Origin of the sequence: Paenibacillus sp. Soil766 (assembly GCF_001428105.1) — a bacterium.
Taxonomy (GTDB): domain Bacteria; phylum Bacillota; class Bacilli; order Paenibacillales; family NBRC-103111; genus Paenibacillus_E.
On sequence record NZ_LMSJ01000034.1, the window covers coordinates 1 to 23,015 of the forward strand.

Below are 23,015 nucleotides of genomic sequence, written 5' to 3' on the forward strand. Positions count from 1 at the left end.
GAAGATGACTCACTCCTGAAGATGGGGAACTGACGAAGGAAAGCCGTGTGCGGGAAATCCGCATGCACGGTTTGACGGGGAGTCCGAGGGAGTAATCCCTCGTCTTACCCTACTATTAAGGAGAACTTTCGCGTGTTTCCACTGTTTACATAAGGCGTGTCGTGTATGAGAAGTGATATACTAATCGTATTGCAATTGAGTCATACAAAACTAATATCACAGAAAGGTGGACGCCGAGCTATGAAGATGAAACTGCGCGTTTTGCCTGTTATTTTGAGCGTGATTATTTCAGCTGGTGTACTTTTTGGAGGCTGGTTCGCTTATACAAGCTTTGCGATGGAAAATCCATTATCTCATATAATCAGTACGGCACCGGGTGTAACGAATTCAACGATGAAGCTTTCTTCCAATCAAGTGGATATCGAGTTGACATTGAAGCCTGATGCTAATTTGCGGCAAGTTGTTGAATTAATTAACGAGGAAGGCGCATCGATCATTGGGAAGCGCACTGTGAATATAACCCTCAAGAATCAATCCTCGGACAAGCTGGATCAATGGTGGTCTAAAGCGTTATTTGAGGTAGCTCAGGCGATGGAAACGAAGCATTATGCGGATATTCCAACAACCTTACAGAAATATGCGAATGTTGTAAACTCGATGAACGTAGATAGTGAAATGGATGAGCATCATGTATACATTCGATTAACAGATGGTGAAGCAACGAAATTTATCATGCTGCCAAGAATCTCCCAGATTGGAGTGTGGCCGAATGAGTAAAATATATAAAGAAATTGGGATTGGATTTATTCCTGTTCTTCTTGTGTTCTTAGCTTATCAGGGTGTGAATGTGATTCCAATATTATTCGTAAGCGCACTGGGTGTTTCGCTATTCTACATGATAAAAAACCGCGGCGGAATCGGAGCGGCTGCAGGCGGTGGAGATCGGAAAAGCAAACATCGGACTCCTTCTTTTCTCACATTTGATGAAATTGGCGGACAAGATCGAGCAAAGAAAGAATTGATGGAAGCTCTCGATTTCTTGATCAAACATGAGGAAATTAAGAAGCTAGGCATTCGTCCACTTAAAGGGTTGCTCTTGACAGGGCCCCCAGGTACAGGGAAAACATTAATGGCTAAAGCGGCTGCACATTATACGAATTCTGTCTATATGGCCGCATCAGGTAGTGAATTTGTAGAGATGTATGTAGGTGTCGGTGCAAGTCGAGTTCGTGATTTATTTAAGGAAGCAAGAACACGAGCTGTGAAAGAGGGCAAGGATAACGCCATAATTTTTATTGATGAGATCGATGTTATCGGTGGTAAACGTGATAGTGGTGGGCAACGTGAGTATGACCAGACCTTGAACCAATTGTTAACGGAGATGGATGGAATTCATACCAATGATGCCCCACGCATTCTTATTATTGCCGCAACGAATCGAAAGGAAATGCTCGATAGTGCCTTGCTTCGTCCAGGCCGTTTTGACCGACATATTGAGGTGGATCTCCCTGATAAAAAAGGACGTTTGGCTATTCTGCATATTCATGCCAAAAATAAACCGTTAGCTGACGGTGTTACGTTGGATCAAACGGCAGATCAAACCTTTGGCTTCTCAGGAGCGCAGTTAGAAGGTGTGCTGAATGAAGCAGCCATTTATGCGATGCGTGAAGATAAACCAGCGATTGAACAGCCGCATTTGGCTTCGGCGATTGATAAGGTAATGATGGGTGAACGAACAGATAAAGAAACAGCGAATGAAGAGAAAGAACGTGTGGCTTATCATGAATTAGGCCATGCAATTATTGCAGAGCTTGTTCGACCAGGATCTGTCTCCCAGGTTACAGTGAGTCCTCGTGGGAAAGCCTTGGGATATGTACGTCATAATCCACCACAGGATCATTATTTATATACAAAGGATTATATCGAAGATCAGATCATGATTGCTCTTGGTGGGGCCGCTGCGGAAGAAATGATTTACGGTGGACGAAGTACCGGGTCTCGTAACGATTTCGAACAATCGCTTTCTATGGTTCGCAATATGATGGATGCCGGACTTACTAGCTTAGGTATTATTGATCGTGAAATGGTGACGAAAGAACAGCTAATGAAAGAAAATGCTTCTATTCTAGATGCTTTAATGCTGCGTACAAAGAAAATGCTAGAAGAGCAGAGAAACGTATTCGAACATTCATTTGCTATCCTTATGAAGGAAGAAGTACTTTCAGGGGATACATTTCGTACATTATTTGACGCTTCTGTGTCACAAAGTGCATAATAATGACCGTTGGCCAATTAGGTCAGCGGTTCTTGGCTTTACTACACCTATGAAAGATACATATACTTATAGAGTGATTTAAAAAAATCCGATTTTCAGCACTGGGAAAATTGAATGAAGCTAGGAAATGAGGAGCGGAGCGGCAGCTACGAGAGCATCGGAAGTTCCGGCTAAATTCAATATTGGATGTCGCATACGCTTCATGTATTACTTCGGGATCAAAAGTGGACTTTTTACTACTTATAAAAGAGTAACGCAGAAGTTCGGATGAAGGAGAAGACAAGCTATGATGTTTAGAACAATAGGTGTAATTGGCGGCGGGACGATGGGGCAGGGCATATCTGAAATGCTTGCCGCTCGTGGACTAGATGTTATTCTTGCTGAGAAAACAACAGAAAAGCTTGACCGCGCCTTTGAGCAAATTACGGTTAGCTTAGATAAGCAAATTGAGCGTTGGGCATTGACGGAAGCGGAGAAGAAGTCTATCCTTTCGAAAATTAGAAGAGCCAACTCGATTCAAGACATGGCATCCTGTGAGCTCGTGATCGAAACGATTTCAGAAGATTTGAATGCGAAAAAGCATGTCTTTTTCCAGTTGAATCAAATATGTTCACCGCAAATTATCTTAGCCACAAATACTTCCACGTTAAGTGTAACGGAGATCGCTGCAATCACGACACATCCAGAACGTGTCATTGGACTTCATTTTTTACATCCCGTTGCCAAGGTAAACCTTGTAGAAATTGTACGCGCAATGAAAACGTCAGATGACACATACAATCTTACACGACAATTCGTTGATGACGTACTAACGAAAAAAAGTATTAAAGTAAATGAATCACCGGGATATATTACGACAAGGTTGATCTGCACGCTCATTAATGAGGCATTACACACCTTATCCGAAGGTGTCGCTTCCGCGGAAGATATCGATCAAGCGATGCGTATAGGCTATGATTTCAAACATGGTCCCTTGGAGATGTGTGATAGGTTCGGGCTAGATGCAGTGTTGGCTGCGTTAGAGGGGATGTTCCGTGAATATGGCGATATCAAGTATCGACCATCGTATTTACTGAAGCAAATGGTTCGAGCAGGGCATCTTGGGGCTAAGACGGGAGAAGGTTTCTTCCGCTATGACAAGGATGGTGACCGACTATGAATGTTCTGGTCATTAATGCTGGCAGCTCTTCAGTTAAATATCAGCTCTATGATATGGATCATGCGACTGTGCTTGCCAAAGGCAGAGTTGAACGCATTGGCATGGATACTGCTATTCTGATGCATGAACCAGCAGGTAAGCCTGAATTTCACAAAGTGGATGAAATTCTGGAGCATACAACAGCCATCCGTAGAGTGTTGGATGTTCTTGTCCATCCAGAGCATGGCGTGCTGACCGCCATCTCGCTGATCGATGCTGTTGGCCACCGTGTCGTTCATGGCGGCGAATCCTTTAAGAGCTCCGTCCTCGTCACTGACGAGGTGAAGAAGGAGATCCGGCGCCTCTTCGATTTGGCGCCGCTGCACAACCCGGCGCATATGCTGGGCATCTCGGCGGTGGATGCGAACATGCCTGGCGTACCGCAGGCTGTCGTCTTCGACACCGCCTTCCATCAGACGATGCCGGCGAAGGCCTACCTGTATCCGGTGCCGATGGCGCTCTACCGGAAACACAAGGTGCGCCGCTACGGCTTCCACGGTACGTCGCACAAGTACGTGAGCGAGCGTGCCGCTGCCTTCCTAGGGCGCCCGCTGGAGCAGCTAAAGCTCATTACCTGTCACATTGGTAATGGCGCTTCCTGCGCCGCTGTATGGGGCGGCCAGTCCGTTGACACGAGCATGGGCATGACCCCGCTCGAAGGTCTGATGATGGGCACGCGCAGCGGCGATCTGGATCCGGCCATCGTGCCCTATGTGATGGGCAAGGAGGATTTGACGATCGGCGAGGTGAGTTCGATGCTGAATAAGCATAGCGGCCTGCAGGCGATCTCGGGGATCTCCAGCGACATGCGGGAGATCATGGAAGCAGTAGAAGCGGGCGATAAGAACGCTACCTTGGCTTTTGAGATGTATGCATATCGGCTGCGCAAATACATCGGGGCTTATGCCGCAGCGATGAATGGTGTTGATGGGATAGTGTTTACGGCTGGCGTTGGCGAGAATTCCGCGCCACTGCGTAAAGCGGTATGTGAAGGCTTAAGCTTCCTTGGGGTCGATTTTGATGAGGAAGCGAATCTGCTTGGAAGAGGCATAGAAAAGCGAATTACAAAGCTCGGCTCCCGGGTTGAAGTACTTGTGATTCCTACGAACGAGGAATGGGTAATCGCTCAAGATACGTACAGTCTTGTTCTATCGCAAGCCGACTGATCTTTCGTGGAATTCGTGAAATAGTGTACAATAGAAATAATCTTCAGTTTGTAGAGAGGAAGGAAATCCAAATGAAAAGTACAATAGGTGAAGTCAAACATCATGTCGGAGAGTCCGTTACCATCGGCTGTTGGCTAAACAAGAAACGTTCAAGTGGTAAAATTCAATTTTTGCAGCTTCGTGACGGTTCAGGCTATATACAAGGTGTTGTAGTTAAAAGTGAAGTGAGTGAAGACGTGTGGGAAGCAGCTTCAAAGCTAACCCAAGAGAGCTCCTTATACATAACGGGTAAAGTGAAAGAAGACACACGAAGCAAAGGTGGTTTCGAACTTGACGTGACGGGTGTAGAAATCATTCAAATCACGGAAGAGTATCCGATTACACCGAAGGAGCATGGCGTAGATTTCCTAATGGACAATCGTCATCTGTGGATTCGGAGCCCGCGTCAGCGTGCGGTCCTTGTCATTCGCGCAGAAATTATCAAAGCTGTTCAAGGTTTCTTCAATGACAGAGGGTTTCATTTGGTAGATCCTCCGATCTTGACACCATCTTCTTGCGAAGGAACGACCAACTTGTTTCACACGAAATATTTCGATGAAGATGCCTTCCTAACGCAGAGCGGACAGCTTTACATGGAAGCTGCTGCGATGGCGCTAGGCCGCGTATATTCCTTCGGCCCTACCTTCCGTGCAGAGAAATCGAAGACACGCCGACATCTTATCGAGTTCTGGATGATCGAGCCAGAGATGGCTTTCGTGGATCATGTAGAAAATCTGGAGGTACAGGAGCAATTCGTATCGCATATTGTGCAAACGGTGCTGCAGAACTGCCAAGCTGAACTTGAAACGCTGGAGCGGGATACGTCCAAGCTTGAGAAAATTAAAGGCAGTTTTCCGCGTATCACTTACGATGAGGCTGTTGACTATTTGCAAAAGAATGGGCATGAGTTCGCTTGGGGAGAAGATTTCGGGGCTCCTCATGAGACAGCGATTGCAGCTCAATACGAAACACCAGTATTTATCACTCACTGGCCAACGGAAATTAAGGCTTTCTATATGAAACCAGATCCTAGTCGTCCGGAAGTCGTGCTGTGTGCCGATATGATCGCGCCAGAGGGTTATGGTGAAATTATCGGGGGCAGTCAACGTATTGATGATCCGGAATTAATGGAGAAGCGCTTCAAGGAGCATGAGCTTTCACAAGAAGCGTATCAATGGTACTTGGATCTTCGCAAATATGGAACTGTGCCGCATTCCGGCTTCGGTTTAGGTTTAGAACGCACGGTAGCTTGGATTTGCGGCTTAGATCATGTGCGTGAAACAATTCCATTCCCGCGTTTGTTATATCGTCTATACCCTTAAGTATTTGCATTGTCCATGGGGAGAAAGGGGGAGGACGTATGAGTACGCAATCAAATACACAGACGAAGGTCGAAGCAATCCTGATGAATAGCTTTCTCGAGGGGAGTGTCGCGGTACCGAGCCTATTGCTCAAACATTATCGTGCACTACTTTTGAGTGAAGTTGATGTTATGACACTAATCCATTTCATCTCCTTTGTTGAAAAGGATAGGAATACATTCCCGACGCTGGATGAAATTCAAACGCGGATGTCGGCTCCACCAGATGTGGTTATTGCCAGTGTGCAGAAGCTGATCCGCGAGCAGTTTATCGCGATCGATGAGGATACTCATGAAACAACAGGGTTTCGAAGTGAGCAGTATAACCTGACGCCGCTCTATAAGAAATTAGCGAAACGCGTGGCGGAGCAGCAACTTAAAGAGTTAGCGGAGTTGGCTTTGCATACACAAGCACCTAGCGATGATCGTGTGAAGAACATTTATACAATGATTGAAAATGAATTCGCAAGACCTCTAACGCCAATGGAGCTAGAAACGATCAGCAATTGGCTAGACAAAGATATGTACAAAGAAGAGCTGATCATGACAGCTTTGAAGGAAGCTGTGTTTGCCGGGAAAGTCCATTTCCGGTATATTGATCGGATTTTGCTTGATTGGAGTCGCAATCGCGTCTCGACTGTGGATCAGGCGAAGGAATATTCGCAGAGGTTTAGGCAGTCGCGGTAAGAAAAAACGTCCAATTCTTCACCCTAAGGGGGAAGGTTGGACGTTTTCTTTTTGAAAGCCGCGAGCCTGTAAGTCGAAAAAATCGACTTASAGGCYCGCGAAGCGYGCAAAAGCGCCCATAAGTCGAAAAAATCGACTTAGACGCTCACAAAGCGCAGCAAATGCTCCCATAAGTCGAAAAAATCGACTTACAGACCCGCTAAGCGCCGTTCGACTTAGTCGCAAGAATCACTTTTACTTCTTCATGACATGCAAGCGGTACACATATTCGAATAAGAATTCGAATGCCTCAAGGTGCCGTTTCGCTTCAAAAGCATTTGCACCCCAAGCGTAGATCCCGTGCTTACGAAGCACGATGCCCGGAATACGAGGTACGATCGCGCCTTCAACAAGCTCAGCAATACGCGGAATATCAGCAAAATTTGGCAAAATTGGAATCTCAATCTGAGCTTCTTCATCCCAAATGTTGAATGCTTTAATTAACTCAACGCCATCGACAGGAATGCTCCCACGCTCTGCGTACAGCTCAGAGGCTAAGTTGTTGAAGATCGTGTGAACGTGGAAAATGGCGCCTGCGCCAGTTAAGCGATAAATCTCACTATGGATCAAAGTTTCCGCAGATGGTTTAAGGCTAGTTGCTTCCGTTGGCAAGCCTTTCTCGTTGACGAGAAGGAAATCCTCAGGTGTTTGCACGGATTTATCTCTTCCACTAGACGTAATAGCGAAGGTGAAAGCACTTGCTTCAAAGCCGCCAACACGCACGGATAAGTTGCCGCTAGTCGCAGGAAACCATCCGCGCGCCGCTAAATTTGCTTTAATTTCTCTTAATTCAGCGAAGGCACGTTGTTTTTCTTCTAGTAAAATACTCATTTGACGGGTTCAGCCTCCAGTTGCTTAATGATATCGAAGAACGTTTCGAAGGGGTGGTACGCATATCCTAGTTGATCGCAACGATCGATGAGATGGGATCTGGCAAAAATCGTATCCACTAGCTTAGCACCTTCAAAATCAGTAATGCTGTCTCCGATAATAATGCGCTCATACCGCTCTGAATCGTAGGATCGAATGATGCTTGTTTTGCACATACCGCAGTCGGTTTGACAGTGAGCATCACACGGATTCGGCCATAGGATCTCGATCGTTTCCCCTTCGAATGAGCTGGCATTGCAATAAATATGATCCTCCGGAATCGCAAACGCACGTAGAAGTGGATAAATAAAGAAATCAATGCCCCCGCTTGTGATCAAAAGGGTAATCCCCCGCTCCTTGCAGTAGGAGACAAATTCTTCAAAACCATCACGGATGGTCGCATTGTTGATAGCGTAGTCCACAATCTCCGATTTACGTGAGGTAGGCAGGAGGGCGAACATCGCCCCTACCCCTTCGCGAATGGAAATTTGTTGTGTCACAATCTGCTCGACAATGCCTTCCCAACCTTCAGGATTGAAATGCTTCATAATCGCTACAATGTTATCGTTAACGGTAATCGTACCGTCAAAGTCACAAAAGATAATGCGTTCCTTGCTCATTCTCTAATCCCCCATGTGTCAATAGCTGATTGTAGCTCTGGATGTGTCAGGGCATATTCACGTAAAGTTTTACCTTGTAAAGTTGCATCAATCGCTTGACGGAAAGCTTGTCCCCCAGCGATCGTTCCCATCGGGTGACCGTGGATACCGCCTCCGGCGTTCACGATAACATCCCCTCCGAAATCACGCAAAATGAGCGGAACTAGACCAGGATGGATACCCGCGGATGGAACCGGGAAGCTTGGCGCTAATTTTAATTCTACATCAGGCAGGGCCTGATATGTGTAATCTTTACGTAAATCCTGCGTTAGCAGTACATGCTTTATGGCCAAATTCTCTTCCTTCGGCATCACAACCGAGCCATATGGAGAAGGGAATAACACCAAATCAGCACCCGCAAGGCGCATTAATTTGCCCAAAAGGACGGAAGGCGAGATCCCGTAGTGCGGTGACGGATAAGTAGCACCAGCCAATGCAGGATGTGCCATGATCGGAATGTTAATGTCTGGGTCTGAGCTTAATTCATGCAGCACATCGAAGCCGTAAGCCAACACGTTAAATAACAATGCGTTGGCTCCTTCAGCAATGGCTTTCTTCGCTTGTGAAGCAAGTTTAGACGTTGAACCTGTCAAATTAACCGCATAGAGCAGCTTTTGACCTGTTTCCTTCTTCGCTTGCTCAGCAGCTTCAAGACAAATCGCAATTCGTTTCTCCATCGGCGTTAATGGATTCTCAAATAAGATCTCGTCGTCCTTAATCAGATCAACGCCACCAGCGGCTTGCAAGTAAAACTGCTCGCGAAGTGCCGGCAATTCGTAGCCTACTACAGACTTGAATATGCTCATGAGCAACGGGCGATCATGCACGCCAAGCAGATCACGAACACCTTGCATACCAAATTTCGGGCCAGGGAACCCAGCGAGAAAATCAGAAGAGAAGGCAAGGTCGATCAGCTTGATTTTGCCATCCATAGACAGCTTGCCGAACACCGTCACTAACAGCGCGGGGATATCTCGGCTATAGTTCACATCGGGATAAGCGATGGTGATATCCGCATAGCGCCCCGAAATAGCTTCTCCAACACCAGGCTCATGGACTTCAACAGAAATGACCTTGCCCAAATGCTTCTCCATAGAAGCTTTCTGAGCTTCAGGCAGTTCCGTCCAACTGCCAACGGTAAGCCCAACTGCGATGCTTGTTGCTTTTTTATGAAAATCGGCTTTCTCATCGAAACTCCGATAGGTTGCTAAACAATATGAACTCATGACGAACTTTCACCTGCTTTAACTAGAATTGAAACCTACATATCAAGGGGAGAAAAAAGACTAGACCGATTTGCCAACAGGACTGTTCGCAGCGATTTGTTCGCCCATTTCTTTTGTACGAGCGGCGCAATGCAACACAGCTTGATGGATAGCTTCGTCGAACTGATAACGATCCAAAGCTTGAATAGCAGCATGCGTAGCGCCGTTAGGAGACGTCACTTTACGGCGTAGTTCCGCAGGATGTTCCTTCGTATTGTGTACCATGTGTGCGGCACCAAGCACCGTTTGAAGCGTTAATTGATTCGCATCTTCTGCCGATAGGCCGCCTTCGATACCCGCTTTAATCATGGCTTCCATAAGGTAGTACACATAGGCAGGACCGCTGCCGGAAATTCCTGTAAGGATTTCAAGTTTGTCTTCATCTACAATCGTGACAGTTCCGACCGCTTCAAACATTTGGATAGCAAGCTGCTTGAATGTATCATTAACCTTAGACGAGAAGCTCATTCCTGTTGCACCTAATCCGATGGTGGAGGAAGTATTTGGCATCGTACGAACAATTGGCGAGTTGGATTGCAGAAGTCTTTCAGCCTTTTCGATGGAAAGGCCTGCAATGACGGAAATTAACAGCTGACGCTCGCTCAAAAGCGGCCCAAGCTCGGCAAAAGAAGACTCTACATCTTTCGGTTTCATGCAGAGAACAATAACATCGGCTTCTTGAATAATTGTGTTTTTCGTTGCTTGATCGGAAGTGGATTGAACGCCATATTCCGAGCATAAAAATGCCAAGCGATCCTGATTGGAGCGATTCATCATATAAACGTTTTGCGGATTTGCGACTTTCGTCTGAATAAGTCCGCGGACGATAGCTTCAGCCATGGAGCCTGCGCCTACAAAAACAATTTTAGTTTGCGATAACATGATTGACATCCGTTGTTCCTCCTCCTAAGGTTTATTCGCGTATTTGCCCGGTTCCGTAAACACGGTATTTGGTCGAGGTTAACGCAGGGAGACCCATTGGTCCACGTGCGTGAAGCTTCTGAGTGGAGATTCCAATCTCCGCGCCAAAGCCAAACTCAAACCCATCGGTAAAACGCGTCGAAGCATTATGATAAACAGCAGCAGCATCTACTTCTTGTAAAAATTTCTCTGCATTGGCAGTATCTTCTGTCACAATACACTCGGAGTGCATCGTACCATAAGTACGAATGTGGGCAAGAGCTTCATCCAGATCTTTAACGACTTTAATCGATAAAATATAATCTCCGTACTCCGTACCCCAATCCGCTTGCTCAGCAACAAGCATACTAGGAACCAGTTCTCTGGAACGCTCGTCGCCTCTAAGCTCAACGTTAACCCCTTGAAATGCTTCAGCAATGGCAGCAAGATGTTTCGCAGCAATCGCTTCATGCACGAGCAACGTTTCCATACTATTACAAACAGATGGGCGCTGTGCTTTGGCATTAATCCCGATCCTAACAGCCATATCAAGCTGAGCACTTTGATCTATAAAAGTATGACACACCCCTGCACCTGTTTCAATGACTGGGACGGACGCGTTATTGACAACATTTTGAATAAGTGAGTGGCCCCCACGCGGGATTAGCACGTCAATGAGACCATTGAGCTTCAGCATTTCATCGACGGAGCTGCGATCAGCGCTAAGGATTAATTGCAGGGCATCTGCCGGCAGGTCAGAACGCTCTAAGGCAGCATGCAGCACCTCCACAATTTTCTCATTCGAAAATAGGGCAGAAGATCCGCCACGCAGCACGACAGCGTTGCCTGTTTTGAGACATAGGCCTGCGGCATCTACGGTAACGTTCGGTCTTGCTTCATAAATAATGCCGATGACGCCTAGCGGAACACGGATTTTGCGAATTCGTAATCCATTGGGGCGGTCAAAGGACTCGAGCGTATCCCCAATTGGATCAGGTAGCTCAGCGATTTGACGAAGACCTTCAGCCATCGCAGCAATACGCGTTTCGTTTAACGCCAATCGGTCAAGTAGAGAAGCGCTAGTGCCTAGCTCTTTGCCACGCTGCAAATCCTTGCTATTCGCTTCAATGATCGCTTGTTGCTCCGTAATAAGAGCATCTGCCATAAGCAGTAGGGCTGCATTCTTTTGTTCAGTTGAGAGATTGCCCATTGCTTGGGCGGCTTGCTTGGCAAGCTTGGATTTGTTAATAACTTCACTCATGGAAGGACCTCCTAGTTGAAAAAGGATTGGCAGTGCGTTAACAATTGTTCCACGTTAAGTTCATAGGCAGTACCGCTTCGACGTTCTTTACATTCAACGATACGTTCGTTCGCCTTTTTACCAACGGTTAGTCGTAATGGGAAGCCAAGTAAATCGGCATCATTAAATTTCACGCCTGGTCGTTCATCGCGATCATCCCAGAGAACGGAGAAGCCTGCGCGAGTTAAAGATTGGTACAGCTCTTCGGATAATGTCATTTGTGCTTCATCAGCCAGATGAACAGTTAGAAGGTGAATGGAATATGGAGCGATAGCGTTGGGCCAAATAATGCCTCGCTCATCCTGATGTTGTTCAATCACGGCAGCCAATACGCGTGATACACCTATTCCATAGCAGCCCATAATCATTGGCTCGGAGAGCCCATTCTCATCGGTGAAGGAAGCGCCGAGAGCTTCGCTATATTTGGTGCCGAGCTTAAATACATGGCCGACTTCAATACCTTTAGCAAAAGCAAGCTCATGCCCGCAGTAGATACAGCTTTCACCGTGACCGACATTGCGAACATCCGCGTAAATGATGTCTGCTAGATCAAGCTTAACGTTCACGCCTTGAAGATGATAGTCCGTTTCATTGGCGCCAACAACTGCGTTGTTTAATCCTTGAATCGAAGTGTCGGCGATTAATTTGACGTTCTTTAGACCAATTGGTCCGATAAATCCAGCAGTCGAACCAATAGTTGTAATTTCAGCTTCCGATAGCATCGTGATTTCATCTACCCCGAGCATATTACTCAGCTTGATTTCATTAATTTCAAGATCTCCACGTATGAGCACGATCACAGGCTCACCATGCGCAAGGACAGCGACGGATTTGATAATTTGCTGCGGTTCAATGTTAAGGAATTCGCTTAATTGTTTGATGCTCGTTACGTTAGGTGTGTGAACTTTCTCTGGTTGTGCATTCGCCATGTCAGTAGAGGATGCACGGGATGCACTTACGTTAGTAATGCTCCCTGAGGCTTTCTCCAAATTCGCCGCATACTGACAGGAAGGACAATGTACGATCGTATCCTCGCCGACATCCGCCAACGCCATGAATTCATGTGTATCTGTACCGCCGATTGCGCCGGAATCTGCTTCAACTGCACGGAACTGCAGGCCGCAGCGTGTGAAAATGTTGACATAGCTATCAAACATCGCTTGATAACTGGCATCAAGTCCACTTGCGGAGCGATCGAAGGAGTAGGCATCCTTCATTAGAAATTCACGTCCACGCAATAGACCGAATCGTGGTCTGCGCTCATCACGATATTTCGTTTGGATTTGATATAACGTCACAGGTAACTTCTTATAAGAATGTATCTCATCTTTGACGAGAGTTGTAATCACTTCCTCATGCGTCGCACCTAAAGCAAACTCACGACCATTGCGGTCATGGAGTCGCATTAATTCAGGACCATAGACATCCCAACGACCAGAGGCTTTCCATAATTCGGCAGGATGGAGGGCAGGCATGAGCATTTCTTGGGCACCTGCGCGATCCATTTCTTCTCGTACAATCGTTTGAATATGTTGTAAGGCCTTGAGACCCATGGGTAAGTAGGAATAAATACCGCTCGATAGTTGACGAATGAGCCCTGCTCGCAGCATAAGTCGGTGACTGACTGCCTCGGCATCACCCGGTACATCTCGTAATGTTGGATTAAGTAATCGTTGCTGTCTCATGAATAAGGGAGCACCTCGCTTTCTATAGCTGAATCCAAAGTTAGGTCAAAGGCACCCATTCATCGCGATGAATGACTTCGATGCGTGACACTTCGACGCGTTTTTGGACTTCGTCGGTGGACAGACCTGCCGCGGCTTGCACTTGCCAAGCCGCATAATTCACGACGCCGCGGCCCAGCAGCGCGCCTTCACTGCAGAACACCTCGACGACGTCGCCGGGGTGGAAGTCGCCAACCGCTGCGGTAATGCCAGCGGGGAGCAAGCTCTTCCCGCCGTTGATCAGGGCTGCCTTAGCCCCTTGATCAACGATGATTTGCCCTTGGGGCAGCGAGTGGAAGCCGACCCACTGCTTCTTGACCGGCAGATTGTTCAGCGCCGTGTCAAAGTACGTACCCTTGCCGGTGCCGCCCACGGCAAGGTTCAGATCATCGGGCTCGAGTACGCGCCCGATGAAGACCGGCACGCCCCCGCGCATCGCGATGCGGGCGGCTTCGACCTTGGAGCGCATGCCGCCGGTGCCGACCGCGCTCCCAGAGCCTCCAGCGAAGGAGAATAGCTCATCGCTGATGGCGTCTACGCGATCGATACGCTGTGCGTTCGCGTTCTTGCGAGGATCGTCCGTGTACAGGCCGTCCATATCGGTAATGATGATCAATTTGTTCGCTTTGACCAAATTGCCTACCAATGCCGACAACGTATCATTGTCGCCGAATTTTAATTCATCCACCGAGACGGTGTCGTTCTCGTTAATAATCGGGACGACGCCGCGCTGCAGGAGCTCGTCAATCGTCATCATCGCGTTCTGCACACGCTTGCGGTTAGAGAAGTCGTACCGGGTCAGCAGGATTTGCGCCACGCTCACGCCGTGGGATGCAAATGCTTCATGGTACGCCTGCATTAAGAGCGCTTGGCCGACGGCTGCGGCGGCCTGTTTCTCGTGCAGCACCTTGGGCCGTGAGCGATAGCCAAGGGAGGTGAAGCCTGCGGCTACTGCACCTGAGGTTACTAGCAGTACTTGGCTGCCGCCCCGCTGCAATTGCGCGAGTTCAGACGCAAAAAAACGTATTTTATCCGGATTCAGGCCGCCCGTATCTGAGGTTAATGAGGAGCTGCCGATTTTGACAACAATTCGCTGAGTCATGTTCATCCCATCCTTCGGTTTTGGGCTATGTAGATACAAAAAAGACTCCCGTCCTTAAACATAAGGACGAAAGTCTGTTGCTTCCGCGGTACCACCTTAGATTAGCGCATATCAAATAGAAAGCGCTCAACTCTAGATCCCTGTATAACAGTAGGGCTCTGTTCAACTCATCGTTGACGGTTCAGGGGCGGGTTCGGATTCGGTTCACGGCAAGCTCTCTCAGTCGGTGGAGCTTACTCCCTGGTTACGTGCTGCACGATTCGTACTATTCCCATCATAACGTTGCTGTTTGGAATTTTAATTCTATCTAGAATAGCATGGTATAAGAGACTTTGTAAAGGTATAAATGGCTTGCTTTCAAGGGTCTTTGGATAATGAGGAGCTAAAAAAGATTCAACTTCCCGATCCGCCTTACAGCTTCTTCCAATCGCTCTTCCGAAGAAAGAAGGCCAAGTCGGACATAGCCCTCACCGTGCGTACCGAAGCCTACGCCTGGTGCTACGACAACTTTGGCTTCTTCCAAAAGTAGATCAGCAAGGCTCTGTGAGGAATGTCCTTTCGGCACTGGCAGCCACGAGAAGAAGGAACCTTGCGATGGCTTTGCGTTCCAGCCGATGCTGGCAAGTGCCGTATACAACGCGTTCCGACGACTTTCGTACACATCACGCAACTCTGTTACACAGTCTTGTGAGGCCGTTAATGCTGTAGCAGCCGCTGCTTGGATACCGCCGAACAAAGAGCAATAGTAATGATCCTGCATCAAGTTAATGAGGCGAATGACTTCTTTGTTACCAAGGGCAAATCCAACACGCCAGCCAGCCATATTGTAAGTTTTGGACAAAGTGTAGAACTCAATGCCTACTTCTTTGGCTCCGGGAGTTTGCAGGAATGAGATCGGCTTCTGGCCATCAAATCCAATAGCCCCATAGGCGAAATCACTGGCTACGACGACGCCATTTTTCTCAGCGAAGGCAACGGTTTCTTCATAAAAAGAGGCAGGAGCCGTCGCACCTGTCGGGTTATTCGGATAATTAATGAACATCAGCTTAGCGCGGTCCAAGTCAGTCTGCTTTAACTGTGAGTAGTCAGGCAGGAAGTTATTTTCCTCGCGTAACGGCATGAATGCCATTTCAGCTCCTGCAAGTGCGACACCTGACCAATAATCAGGATAGCCAGGATCAGGAACAAGGCAGACATCGCCTGGATTCAATAAGCATTGGGCAATTTCGATGAGACCTGTTTTGCCGCCGAATAAGATGGCAACTTCGGTATCGGGATCCAAATCCACGTTGTGATCTTCTTTATACCGCTGTGCAATCGCCTGTTTCAGAAATGGAAAGCCGCTGAATGGCGGATATTTATGATACAACGGATTCGCAGAAGCTTCCTGAATGGAAGTCACAATATGCTGAGGTGTAGGACGGTCAGGATTCCCTTGGCCTAAATTAATGACGTCATGGCCAGCGGAGATTTGTGCATTTGCTTTGCCCACGAGCGTAGCGAAGAATTGTGTAGGCAGACCCTTCATTCTTTCAGCTGGTTGTATGGCAAATCGAGAGGATGTTGAAGATACGTTTGTCACGGTTTAATTCACACTCCGGAGGTCGGGATTTTAAACTATACCCTAAATGTAACATGATTAATCTTTTTTTCATAGTCGATGAAGATAATCGATTGTACTTCATTTTGACAGTGTCATACTATTGAGATAGTAAATGTCCAAATGTCGAAGGAGATGAATGCGGATGATAACGAACACGCAAGTTGCTGAAGTATTTTTACAGGAATCGATTCGTGCATTTCAAAGTATGAAGAAGCTGGCGGACAAAGCTTTCGCCCAAACAGATGAGGCTTTCTTTTATCAGACATTAGATGAAGAATCAAATTCTCTTGAAGTGCTTATCAAACATATGCATGGGAATATGTTGTCCCGTTGGACCGATTTCTTAACCTCCGATGGGGAAAAAGAGACGCGTGACCGCGATGGTGAGTTTGAAGGTGATCAACTTTCGCGTGAAGAGCTGTTGCTGTTATGGGAAGCGGGTTGGCAGGTGCTGTTTGAAACGCTTCGCTCGTTGACACCTGACGACGTGCTGTCTGACATCCAGATTCGTGGTGAAAGCCTTACGGTCATCCAAGCGATTCAACGGCAAGTGTCGCATTATGGCTATCATGTCGGGCAAATCGTGCTGCTTTGCAAGCACTGGGCTAGTCAGGATTGGAATACGCTCAGTATTGCGCGAGGTCAATCTAAGCAGTTTAAACCAACGAAGTTGAGTTAGCCGCACATTTCGACTAGTATGTACACATAAAGCAATTTTTTTATCCGGAAGGAGTCTTCATCCATGTCCCAAAATCAATTACTGAACCTTGCACTTATTCAAATGGATATTACGATCGGTGATCCCGACGCGAATTTTGCGCACCTAGCGAAGCTGCTGCAGGAAGCGATGGAAGCCGAGAAGAAGCCCGATGTTCTGATTTTCCCCGAAATGTGGAATACCGGCTATGCCCTAACTGAAATTCATCAACTTGCGGATGTAAATGGCGAGAGAACGAAAGCGTTCTTAAGTGAATTTGCTCGAACTCACAGCGTCAATATTATTGGCGGATCGATAGCGGATAAAAAAGAGGATCGTGTGCTTAACACGATTTATGCCTGGGATCGCGAGGGTAACGAGATCGCAGAATATTCCAAAATTCATCTATTCCGACTCATGGATGAAGAGAAATTTTTACACAGCGGGGAGCAACTAGGCTTGTTTGAGCTAGAAGGGGTACCGGCTGGGGCAATGATTTGTTATGATATTCGTTTTCCGGAGCTGTCACGTAAATTGGCTTTAGATGGAGCACGAATTATGTTCGTGCCTGCGGAATGGCCACATCCGCGACTGCATCACTGGCGTACACTTCTTATGGCGCGCGCGATTGAGAATCAAATGTACGTCGTTTCTTGCAATCGTGTAGGGACGAGCGGTACGACGAATTTCTTCGGTCACTCGATGGTCATCGACCCTTGGGGCGAGGTGCTCGTTGAAGGTGATGAGACCGAAGCAATTCTTCGAACGACAATTGATTTAGAAGAAGTTGTGCGTGTACGGGGCAAGATCCCCGTTTTTGAAGATCGCCGGCCCCATTTGTACTAGGGAGATTGATTTTTGCTTCGATATTCTGTAAACTAAGACCAATTGAATGATCAATTATGGCTGTGAAGGATGAATAGTACTTGAAGCACTTCATGTTCAGCGAGCTGGGGTTGGTGAAAGCCCAGAATGAAGGTCAAGGAAACGGCTATCCGGAGCCTATACGATAAAGGGGATATATGCTTGTATCAGGTATATCAACTAGGGTGGAACCGCGGGTGCTAAAGCTCTCGTCCCTAGGCATTCTTTGATGCCTTTGGATGTTGAGCTTTTTTGATGTTTGCTCATATCCATACGGTCATCTTCGGGCGAAGACCCACTACCACAAGCTTAAGGAGCGATTGAACAATGAGTGTAACAATGGAGCAAGTCGTCGCATTAGCGAAGCACAGAGGTTTTGTATTCCCAGGTTCAGAAATTTATGGCGGTTTGGCAAATACATGGGATTACGGCCCGCTTGGTGTTGAATTGAAAAACAACATTAAACGCGCATGGTGGAAAAAATTCATTCAAGAATCCCCGTATAACGTTGGTTTAGACGCAGCGATCTTGATGAACCCGCAAGCATGGGTTGCATCCGGTCACGTAGGGAACTTTAATGATCCAATGATCGATTGCAAAAGCTGTAAAGCCCGTCACCGCGCGGATAAATTGATCGAAAACAAGCTGGCTGAGAAGGATATCGAAATCATCGTTGATGGAATGACGTTTGATGACATGATGAAGCTGATCGTGGAGCATAACATCGTGTGTCCAGATTGCGGAAGTAAAGATTTCACAGATATTCGTCAGTTCAACTTGATGTTCAAAACGTTCCAAGGTGTAACAGAAGCGAGTTCTAACGTTGTTTATCTACGTCCTGAAACGGCGCAAGGGATCTTCGTTAACTTCAAAAACGCACAACGTACGATGCGTAAAAAGCTGCCATTCGGTATCGGTCAAATCGGTAAAAGCTTCCGTAACGAAATCACGCCAGGTAACTTTACGTTCCGTACGCGTGAATTCGAACAAATGGAACTTGAGTTCTTCTGCAAACCAGGTGAAGACATGAAATGGTTCGAGTACTGGAGAAGCTTCTGCCATAACTGGTTGCTTTCCCTAGGTGCCAAGCCAGATCATCTTCGTCTTCGTGACCATAACGAGGATGAGTTGTCCCATTACAGTAATGCGACAACAGATATCGAGTACAAATTCCCGTTTGGTTGGGGCGAGTTATGGGGCATCGCGGATCGTACAGACTTCGATTTGAAGCAGCACATGGCGCATTCCGGTGAAGATTTCAACTACATTGATCAAGAAACGAATGAGCGTTATGTTCCTTATTGTATCGAGCCATCCCTAGGAGCAGACCGAGTTACATTAGCGCTTCTGATTGATGCATTCGAAGAGCAGAAACTGGAAGGTGATGACAGCCGTACGGTTCTTCACTTCCACCCTGCATTGGCACCAATGAAAGCAGCGATCTTCCCACTTTCCAAGAAATTAAATGAAGGTGCACAGGCTGTGTTTGCTGATCTTGCGAAGCATTTCATGGTGGATTACGATGATACAGGATCGATTGGTAAAAGATACCGTCGTCATGATGAGATCGGTACACCATTCTGTATCACCTACGATTTCGAGTCCGAGACAGATGGGCAAGTAACGGTTCGTGATCGTGATACGATGGAACAAACGCGTATGCCGATTTCTGAATTGAAAGCCTTTATCGAAAATGCGCTACAATTCTAATCGTTGATAAATTAGAAAACCCCTTGTAAGCTCGTCAATATGACGTAGGCTTGCAAGGGGTTTTTCGCTAGATAACATAATCTAAGACATCACTATAAGGTAAGTAACGTCTAACTTCACGCAGCGGCGGTGTATACACATGGATTGAAATAGCCGGCTCATGAAAAGGATTGCTTAATTGGTGAATTTGCTCAGCAGGCGCAGTGAAATATTCTCCGGATTGAATGAAGTCATCCTTTTGAGCAACGGGAAAGCCCTCTGAATCTAACGAAAAGGTTGAATTTACTAAGGAACCTAAGCATAAATAAGCCGCGCCAATAGACAACCCATGGTTATGGATGGCTGTAGAGCGGGAAGCTGGAATGTGGATGACGATAACTTCTAGATCGGGTGAGCTAAACACTACATTTCGGCCATAAGGCAGTTGTGTTGGCTCGGTTTTGAGGTCTGGAACGAAGGATAGATTTCGCTCTATCGATTGAAGGGCCTCTATTAATTGTTCCAGAGTGGGTGCGTACAACTTACAGAATGTCTGTTCAATTGCTCTGATGAGCGTCATTGGCATCTCGCCTCCTAGGCATTCTTATCTCTTTATCAGAATTAATTTGGTAAAGGATAAGTTTTGTTTATATAATATGCCTTCGGAGCTGAATGCGTTAGGGGTATTAGGGTAATTTTTTACGTACTATTAGAAATCGACTATCTCTAATTTCGAACGATTAGCTGTGTTGGGAAGTCATGCAATCGGCATTGGAGGAGAGGTGGGACACTTATTTCGTATATATCCTACGAACGGCACATGCCAGAAATCCTTAATCCTGATGGAAATATTGCAAACGCTATCTTTTTGTAGTGCAAGTATACTATATTCTTAGAATTACTACCTTTGCACTATTTCAAGCATTCGATTTGAGCCTTATAGTTAGTGACACATGTGCGAAAAATACATAAATTTGTAAAGGTTGTGAAGATCGGGGCGACGGCATACGACAAATAATTCAATTCTACTCACAGCATGGATGCTATTCATTTCGGGGTTACATAGGAAAAAGGAGTGGGATTGATGCAAGGATTAGCTGAAGAGACGCAAATGCATGAATTTACAGAGAGAGTCGGCATTTCACAACCGGAGATAACTAAGCTGCATGAGAAATCATTTCTTAATGGCGTTCAAAGAGATTCGACGCGCGTGAGGTTTCGCGTGCAAGGAAAAATGATGGAACGGCTGTTAGCTAAAAACCAAGGACTCATGGATGTCATCCTTCGGCAAGCACATCTGAAGACGAACACCTTCTACTTTCCTAATTTATTGATGGTAACAGATAATCATGGGGTCATTCTATCGATTAATGGGGATGAACGATCTATCTTGCAAGCCGCGAATTTGAACAACATCGGGATCGGATCTTCGTTATCGCTGTCAAGTGCGGGGACCAATGCGGTTTCGGCAGCCATTGATCTTCAGCGCCCAGTTTGGATTAGTGGCGAGGATCATTATCTGGATACGATGCATAACTGGGTGACAATGTGCGTTCCGATTCAAACGGCAGATAATCTGATCATCGGTTACTTAGTCTTGACTGCTTTCCAGTATATTTCGGCACCTTTTATGTATCCGTGTATCAAATCAATTGCTCTTCTGCTTGAATATGAGCTTAGAAAGACCGAGTTGCAAAGTAAAACATGGTTCGTTGAGGAAATGTTGGAAGAACGATTGAAAGCTTTCAAGCTGACGCTGCGTGAAAAAGAAGTCGCGACATATTGGCTGCTGGATTACGATTATAAGCAAATCGGCAAAGTTTTGGGGATCAGTGAGAACACTGTGCGTGTTTACGTAACGAAGATCAATCGCAAATTGAAAGTTAATTCGAAAGCATCATTGATACTTAGTGTTCTTGGCGCAATTTAATGCGGAGGGCAAGCGGATATACATATGCTCGACAAACGGTTTATACATAAGGACGCAATAAGCTGAGGAATGGTTCAAATTAGAGGAAAAAAGCTTCGATCTATCACGATGTATGTGAGGATCGGGGCTTTTTTTGTATGTTACTTGCGGGTTTTCTTTTAGAAGCAGCGTATAAAATCCCTTACATGTCTAGGCATATCCACATTTTTCAGATAAGCAGTGTCAAATATATTCTCCAAAAATATACAAGGAAGACCCATTTTTTAGTTAATTTGCTGAAAAAGCACGTTCGATCAGAAATATATGCAAGTGATATATAGAAGCTGCAAAACTTACAAGGTAATTTGGCGCTTCAAAAGAACTACATGAAACCGCTTCCTAAGTACGACTTCTATTACGAAGTCCCGACTTCAGCCCTCCGTCCCAGCCCCCAAATAGATTGAATTCCCTATAAAATAGCGTCTGAATGGCTAACGTGGCTTAAGAATTATAGTTCATGCATTAGGTCATTTGAATTAATAAATATGTATGATTTGCGCTACAGAATTTACCGTCTATATTTGAGGCATCCCACCGAAACGGGAGGGAAAATGTCGAGCTTTGAGGGACGGTTGGCTATGAGACAACGAAGAAGGGCCTTGATCCTGCAGCCTATTAAATGGATTCTTCTTCTAGGCGTCGTTGGTTCTGGAAGTGTATATGGGTTATCGGCGGCAGGGTTCATTGAGTGGAATTCAGAGCACAAACTAGAAAGTTTGATGTTCTGGAAAGACACGGATCATGCTTCAACGAAAGGGACAGCGCTTGCAGCAGGTGAGGGGAAAGAAAGTACTAAGCAATCGGTTAAACCGGCATCAACGGCAATGACTATTGCCTTGGCATCGCCTACAGCTGTATTGGCAAGTACGCCTACAAGTACACCAGCAGTTTCAACATCACCAGACAAGACTTCAACATCGGGTATGCAAGTCATTTCGCAAGCACAGAGTATTGTCGCTGTAAATGCGAATGAGAAAGTCTGGTTGGAACATGCAGGACTGATCAAGATTGAACCAGGGAAGCTGTTCTCTTATCAAGCTTGGTTGACTGAGGTCAGTAAAGGCAAAGTGCCTGAGAAGAAGGCTGACGAGTTATCACACGTTGCATCCTTATTGTATGAAGCTGCACTGCGTGCTGGCATGCAAGTTGGTGAGCGTTATCCGCATCAAGATAATCCCGATTATGCTGCTGCTGGATTTGACGTAAATTTTCAAAGTGATTTGAGGGATTTAACCTTCTATAATTCGATCGATGTAGCCATTACAGTAGGCGTGATCTATAACGGGGAAACACCTGTCGTTACGTTCAATGGGAAACCGGAAGCGGATTGGAAAGGTCCGAAAATCACGGTTAGTAAAGAAGTATTTGCACCAGAGAGCATTGCACTTACAGATTTTACACTAGCTGGTCAAGGTGATAAACGTAGTGAAGGTCAATCTGGACTTCTAGTCAAAGTGTTCGCGGATAGGAAGAATGATGGCAAGAACGAGTTGATATATAAAGATTACTACGCACCGCATCCAACTGTCATTGCAAAGGCGCCAACGGCGGAAGAGCTTAAATCACCTTAATCACTTGTTAGGATGCACAGATCCGTCACGTACTCTAT

The 23,015-nt window shown here is 46.3% G+C and carries 20 protein-coding genes; 11 read left to right on the forward strand and 9 right to left on the reverse strand.

Translation table 11 applies throughout. The features are described from left to right. Positions 1–240: 240 nt before the first annotated feature. The 6 genes from ASG89_RS23595 (at position 241) to ASG89_RS23620 (ending at position 6,725) form a co-directional block, all read left to right on the forward strand. Positions 241–777: a hypothetical protein gene (locus ASG89_RS23595; protein WP_057313478.1), complete on the forward strand. Its 537-nt coding sequence runs from the start codon at positions 241–243 to the stop codon at positions 775–777. Further along, entirely contained in the window at positions 770–2,275 is a 1,506-nt protein-coding gene (locus ASG89_RS23600) for an AAA family ATPase (RefSeq protein ID WP_057313479.1), read from the forward strand. The genes ASG89_RS23595 and ASG89_RS23600 overlap by 8 nt, the downstream gene beginning before the upstream one ends. A 286-nt stretch (positions 2,276–2,561) precedes the next feature. Beyond that, positions 2,562–3,434 (forward strand): 3-hydroxyacyl-CoA dehydrogenase family protein, encoded by an 873-nt coding sequence (locus ASG89_RS23605; RefSeq protein ID WP_057313480.1) that lies wholly within the window; start codon positions 2,562–2,564, stop codon positions 3,432–3,434. Next, positions 3,431–4,639, forward strand: a complete 1,209-nt coding sequence (locus tag ASG89_RS23610) for an acetate kinase (protein WP_057313481.1) — start codon at positions 3,431–3,433, stop codon at positions 4,637–4,639. The genes ASG89_RS23605 and ASG89_RS23610 overlap by 4 nt, the downstream gene beginning before the upstream one ends. Before the next feature lie 65 nt (positions 4,640–4,704). Next, complete coding sequence (gene asnS, locus ASG89_RS23615) at positions 4,705–6,000, forward strand: asparagine--tRNA ligase (RefSeq protein ID WP_200963535.1); 1,296 nt, start codon at positions 4,705–4,707, stop codon at positions 5,998–6,000. 38 nt (positions 6,001–6,038) lie between these two features. Continuing rightward, complete coding sequence (locus ASG89_RS23620) at positions 6,039–6,725, forward strand: DnaD domain-containing protein (RefSeq protein ID WP_057313483.1); 687 nt, start codon at positions 6,039–6,041, stop codon at positions 6,723–6,725. 234 nt (positions 6,726–6,959) lie between these two features. Here the strand turns inward: ASG89_RS23620 and mtnB are convergent, their stop codons facing one another. The 8 genes from mtnB to ASG89_RS23660 all read right to left on the reverse strand — a co-directional run bounded on the left by mtnB (position 6,960) and on the right by ASG89_RS23660 (position 16,166). Further along, on the reverse strand, positions 6,960–7,595 hold the full coding sequence (gene mtnB / locus ASG89_RS23625) for a methylthioribulose 1-phosphate dehydratase (protein ID WP_057313484.1): 636 nt from the start codon (positions 7,593–7,595) through the stop codon (positions 6,960–6,962). After that, complete coding sequence (locus ASG89_RS23630; RefSeq protein ID WP_057313485.1) at positions 7,592–8,254, reverse strand: 2-hydroxy-3-keto-5-methylthiopentenyl-1-phosphate phosphatase; 663 nt, start codon at positions 8,252–8,254, stop codon at positions 7,592–7,594. The genes mtnB and ASG89_RS23630 overlap by 4 nt, the downstream gene beginning before the upstream one ends. Then, positions 8,251–9,519: a 2,3-diketo-5-methylthiopentyl-1-phosphate enolase gene (locus ASG89_RS23635; protein WP_057313486.1), complete on the reverse strand. Its 1,269-nt coding sequence runs from the start codon at positions 9,517–9,519 to the stop codon at positions 8,251–8,253. Before ASG89_RS23635 ends, ASG89_RS23630 begins: the two co-directional genes overlap by 4 nt. Before the next feature lie 60 nt (positions 9,520–9,579). Next, a complete protein-coding gene (proC, locus tag ASG89_RS23640) occupies positions 9,580–10,449 on the reverse strand; it encodes a pyrroline-5-carboxylate reductase (protein WP_057313487.1) in 870 nt (289 codons plus the stop codon). Positions 10,450–10,471: 22 nt separating this feature from the next. Next, positions 10,472–11,719 (reverse strand): glutamate-5-semialdehyde dehydrogenase, encoded by a 1,248-nt coding sequence (locus ASG89_RS23645; RefSeq protein ID WP_057313488.1) that lies wholly within the window; start codon positions 11,717–11,719, stop codon positions 10,472–10,474. 11 nt (positions 11,720–11,730) lie between these two features. After that, positions 11,731–13,443, reverse strand: a complete 1,713-nt coding sequence (locus tag ASG89_RS23650; RefSeq protein WP_057313489.1) for a proline--tRNA ligase — start codon at positions 13,441–13,443, stop codon at positions 11,731–11,733. Positions 13,444–13,483: 40 nt separating this feature from the next. Beyond that, positions 13,484–14,584 carry a glutamate 5-kinase gene (gene proB / locus ASG89_RS23655; protein WP_057313490.1) on the reverse strand — a complete coding sequence of 367 codons (1,101 nt, stop codon included), beginning with the start codon at positions 14,582–14,584 and terminating at the stop codon, positions 13,484–13,486. Between the two features lie 382 nt (positions 14,585–14,966). Next, a complete protein-coding gene (locus ASG89_RS23660) occupies positions 14,967–16,166 on the reverse strand; it encodes a pyridoxal phosphate-dependent aminotransferase (RefSeq protein WP_268795655.1) in 1,200 nt (399 codons plus the stop codon). A 163-nt stretch (positions 16,167–16,329) separates the two neighbouring features. Here ASG89_RS23660 and ASG89_RS23665 point away from each other — a divergent pair, with 163 nt between their 5' ends. The 3 genes from ASG89_RS23665 (at position 16,330) to ASG89_RS23675 (ending at position 19,458) form a co-directional block, all read left to right on the forward strand. Continuing rightward, positions 16,330–16,866 (forward strand): DUF1572 family protein, encoded by a 537-nt coding sequence (locus ASG89_RS23665; protein ID WP_082593532.1) that lies wholly within the window; start codon positions 16,330–16,332, stop codon positions 16,864–16,866. 63 nt (positions 16,867–16,929) lie between these two features. Next, positions 16,930–17,730, forward strand: coding sequence for a carbon-nitrogen family hydrolase (locus ASG89_RS23670; protein ID WP_057313492.1), 801 nt, complete (start codon positions 16,930–16,932; stop codon positions 17,728–17,730). 345 nt (positions 17,731–18,075) lie between these two features. Beyond that, positions 18,076–19,458: a glycine--tRNA ligase gene (locus tag ASG89_RS23675; RefSeq protein ID WP_057313493.1), complete on the forward strand. Its 1,383-nt coding sequence runs from the start codon at positions 18,076–18,078 to the stop codon at positions 19,456–19,458. A 67-nt stretch (positions 19,459–19,525) separates the two neighbouring features. Here ASG89_RS23675 and ASG89_RS23680 read toward each other — a convergent pair whose 3' ends face one another. After that, complete coding sequence (locus ASG89_RS23680; protein WP_057313494.1) at positions 19,526–20,017, reverse strand: cysteine dioxygenase; 492 nt, start codon at positions 20,015–20,017, stop codon at positions 19,526–19,528. 504 nt (positions 20,018–20,521) lie between these two features. Between ASG89_RS23680 and ASG89_RS23685 the strand changes: the two genes are divergently transcribed. Beyond that, entirely contained in the window at positions 20,522–21,367 is an 846-nt protein-coding gene (locus ASG89_RS23685) for a helix-turn-helix domain-containing protein (protein ID WP_057313495.1), read from the forward strand. A gap of 590 nt (positions 21,368–21,957) precedes the next feature. Next, positions 21,958–22,977, forward strand: coding sequence for a VanW family protein (locus ASG89_RS23690; protein ID WP_057313496.1), 1,020 nt, complete (start codon positions 21,958–21,960; stop codon positions 22,975–22,977). The last annotated feature ends 38 nt before the right edge of the window (positions 22,978–23,015 follow it).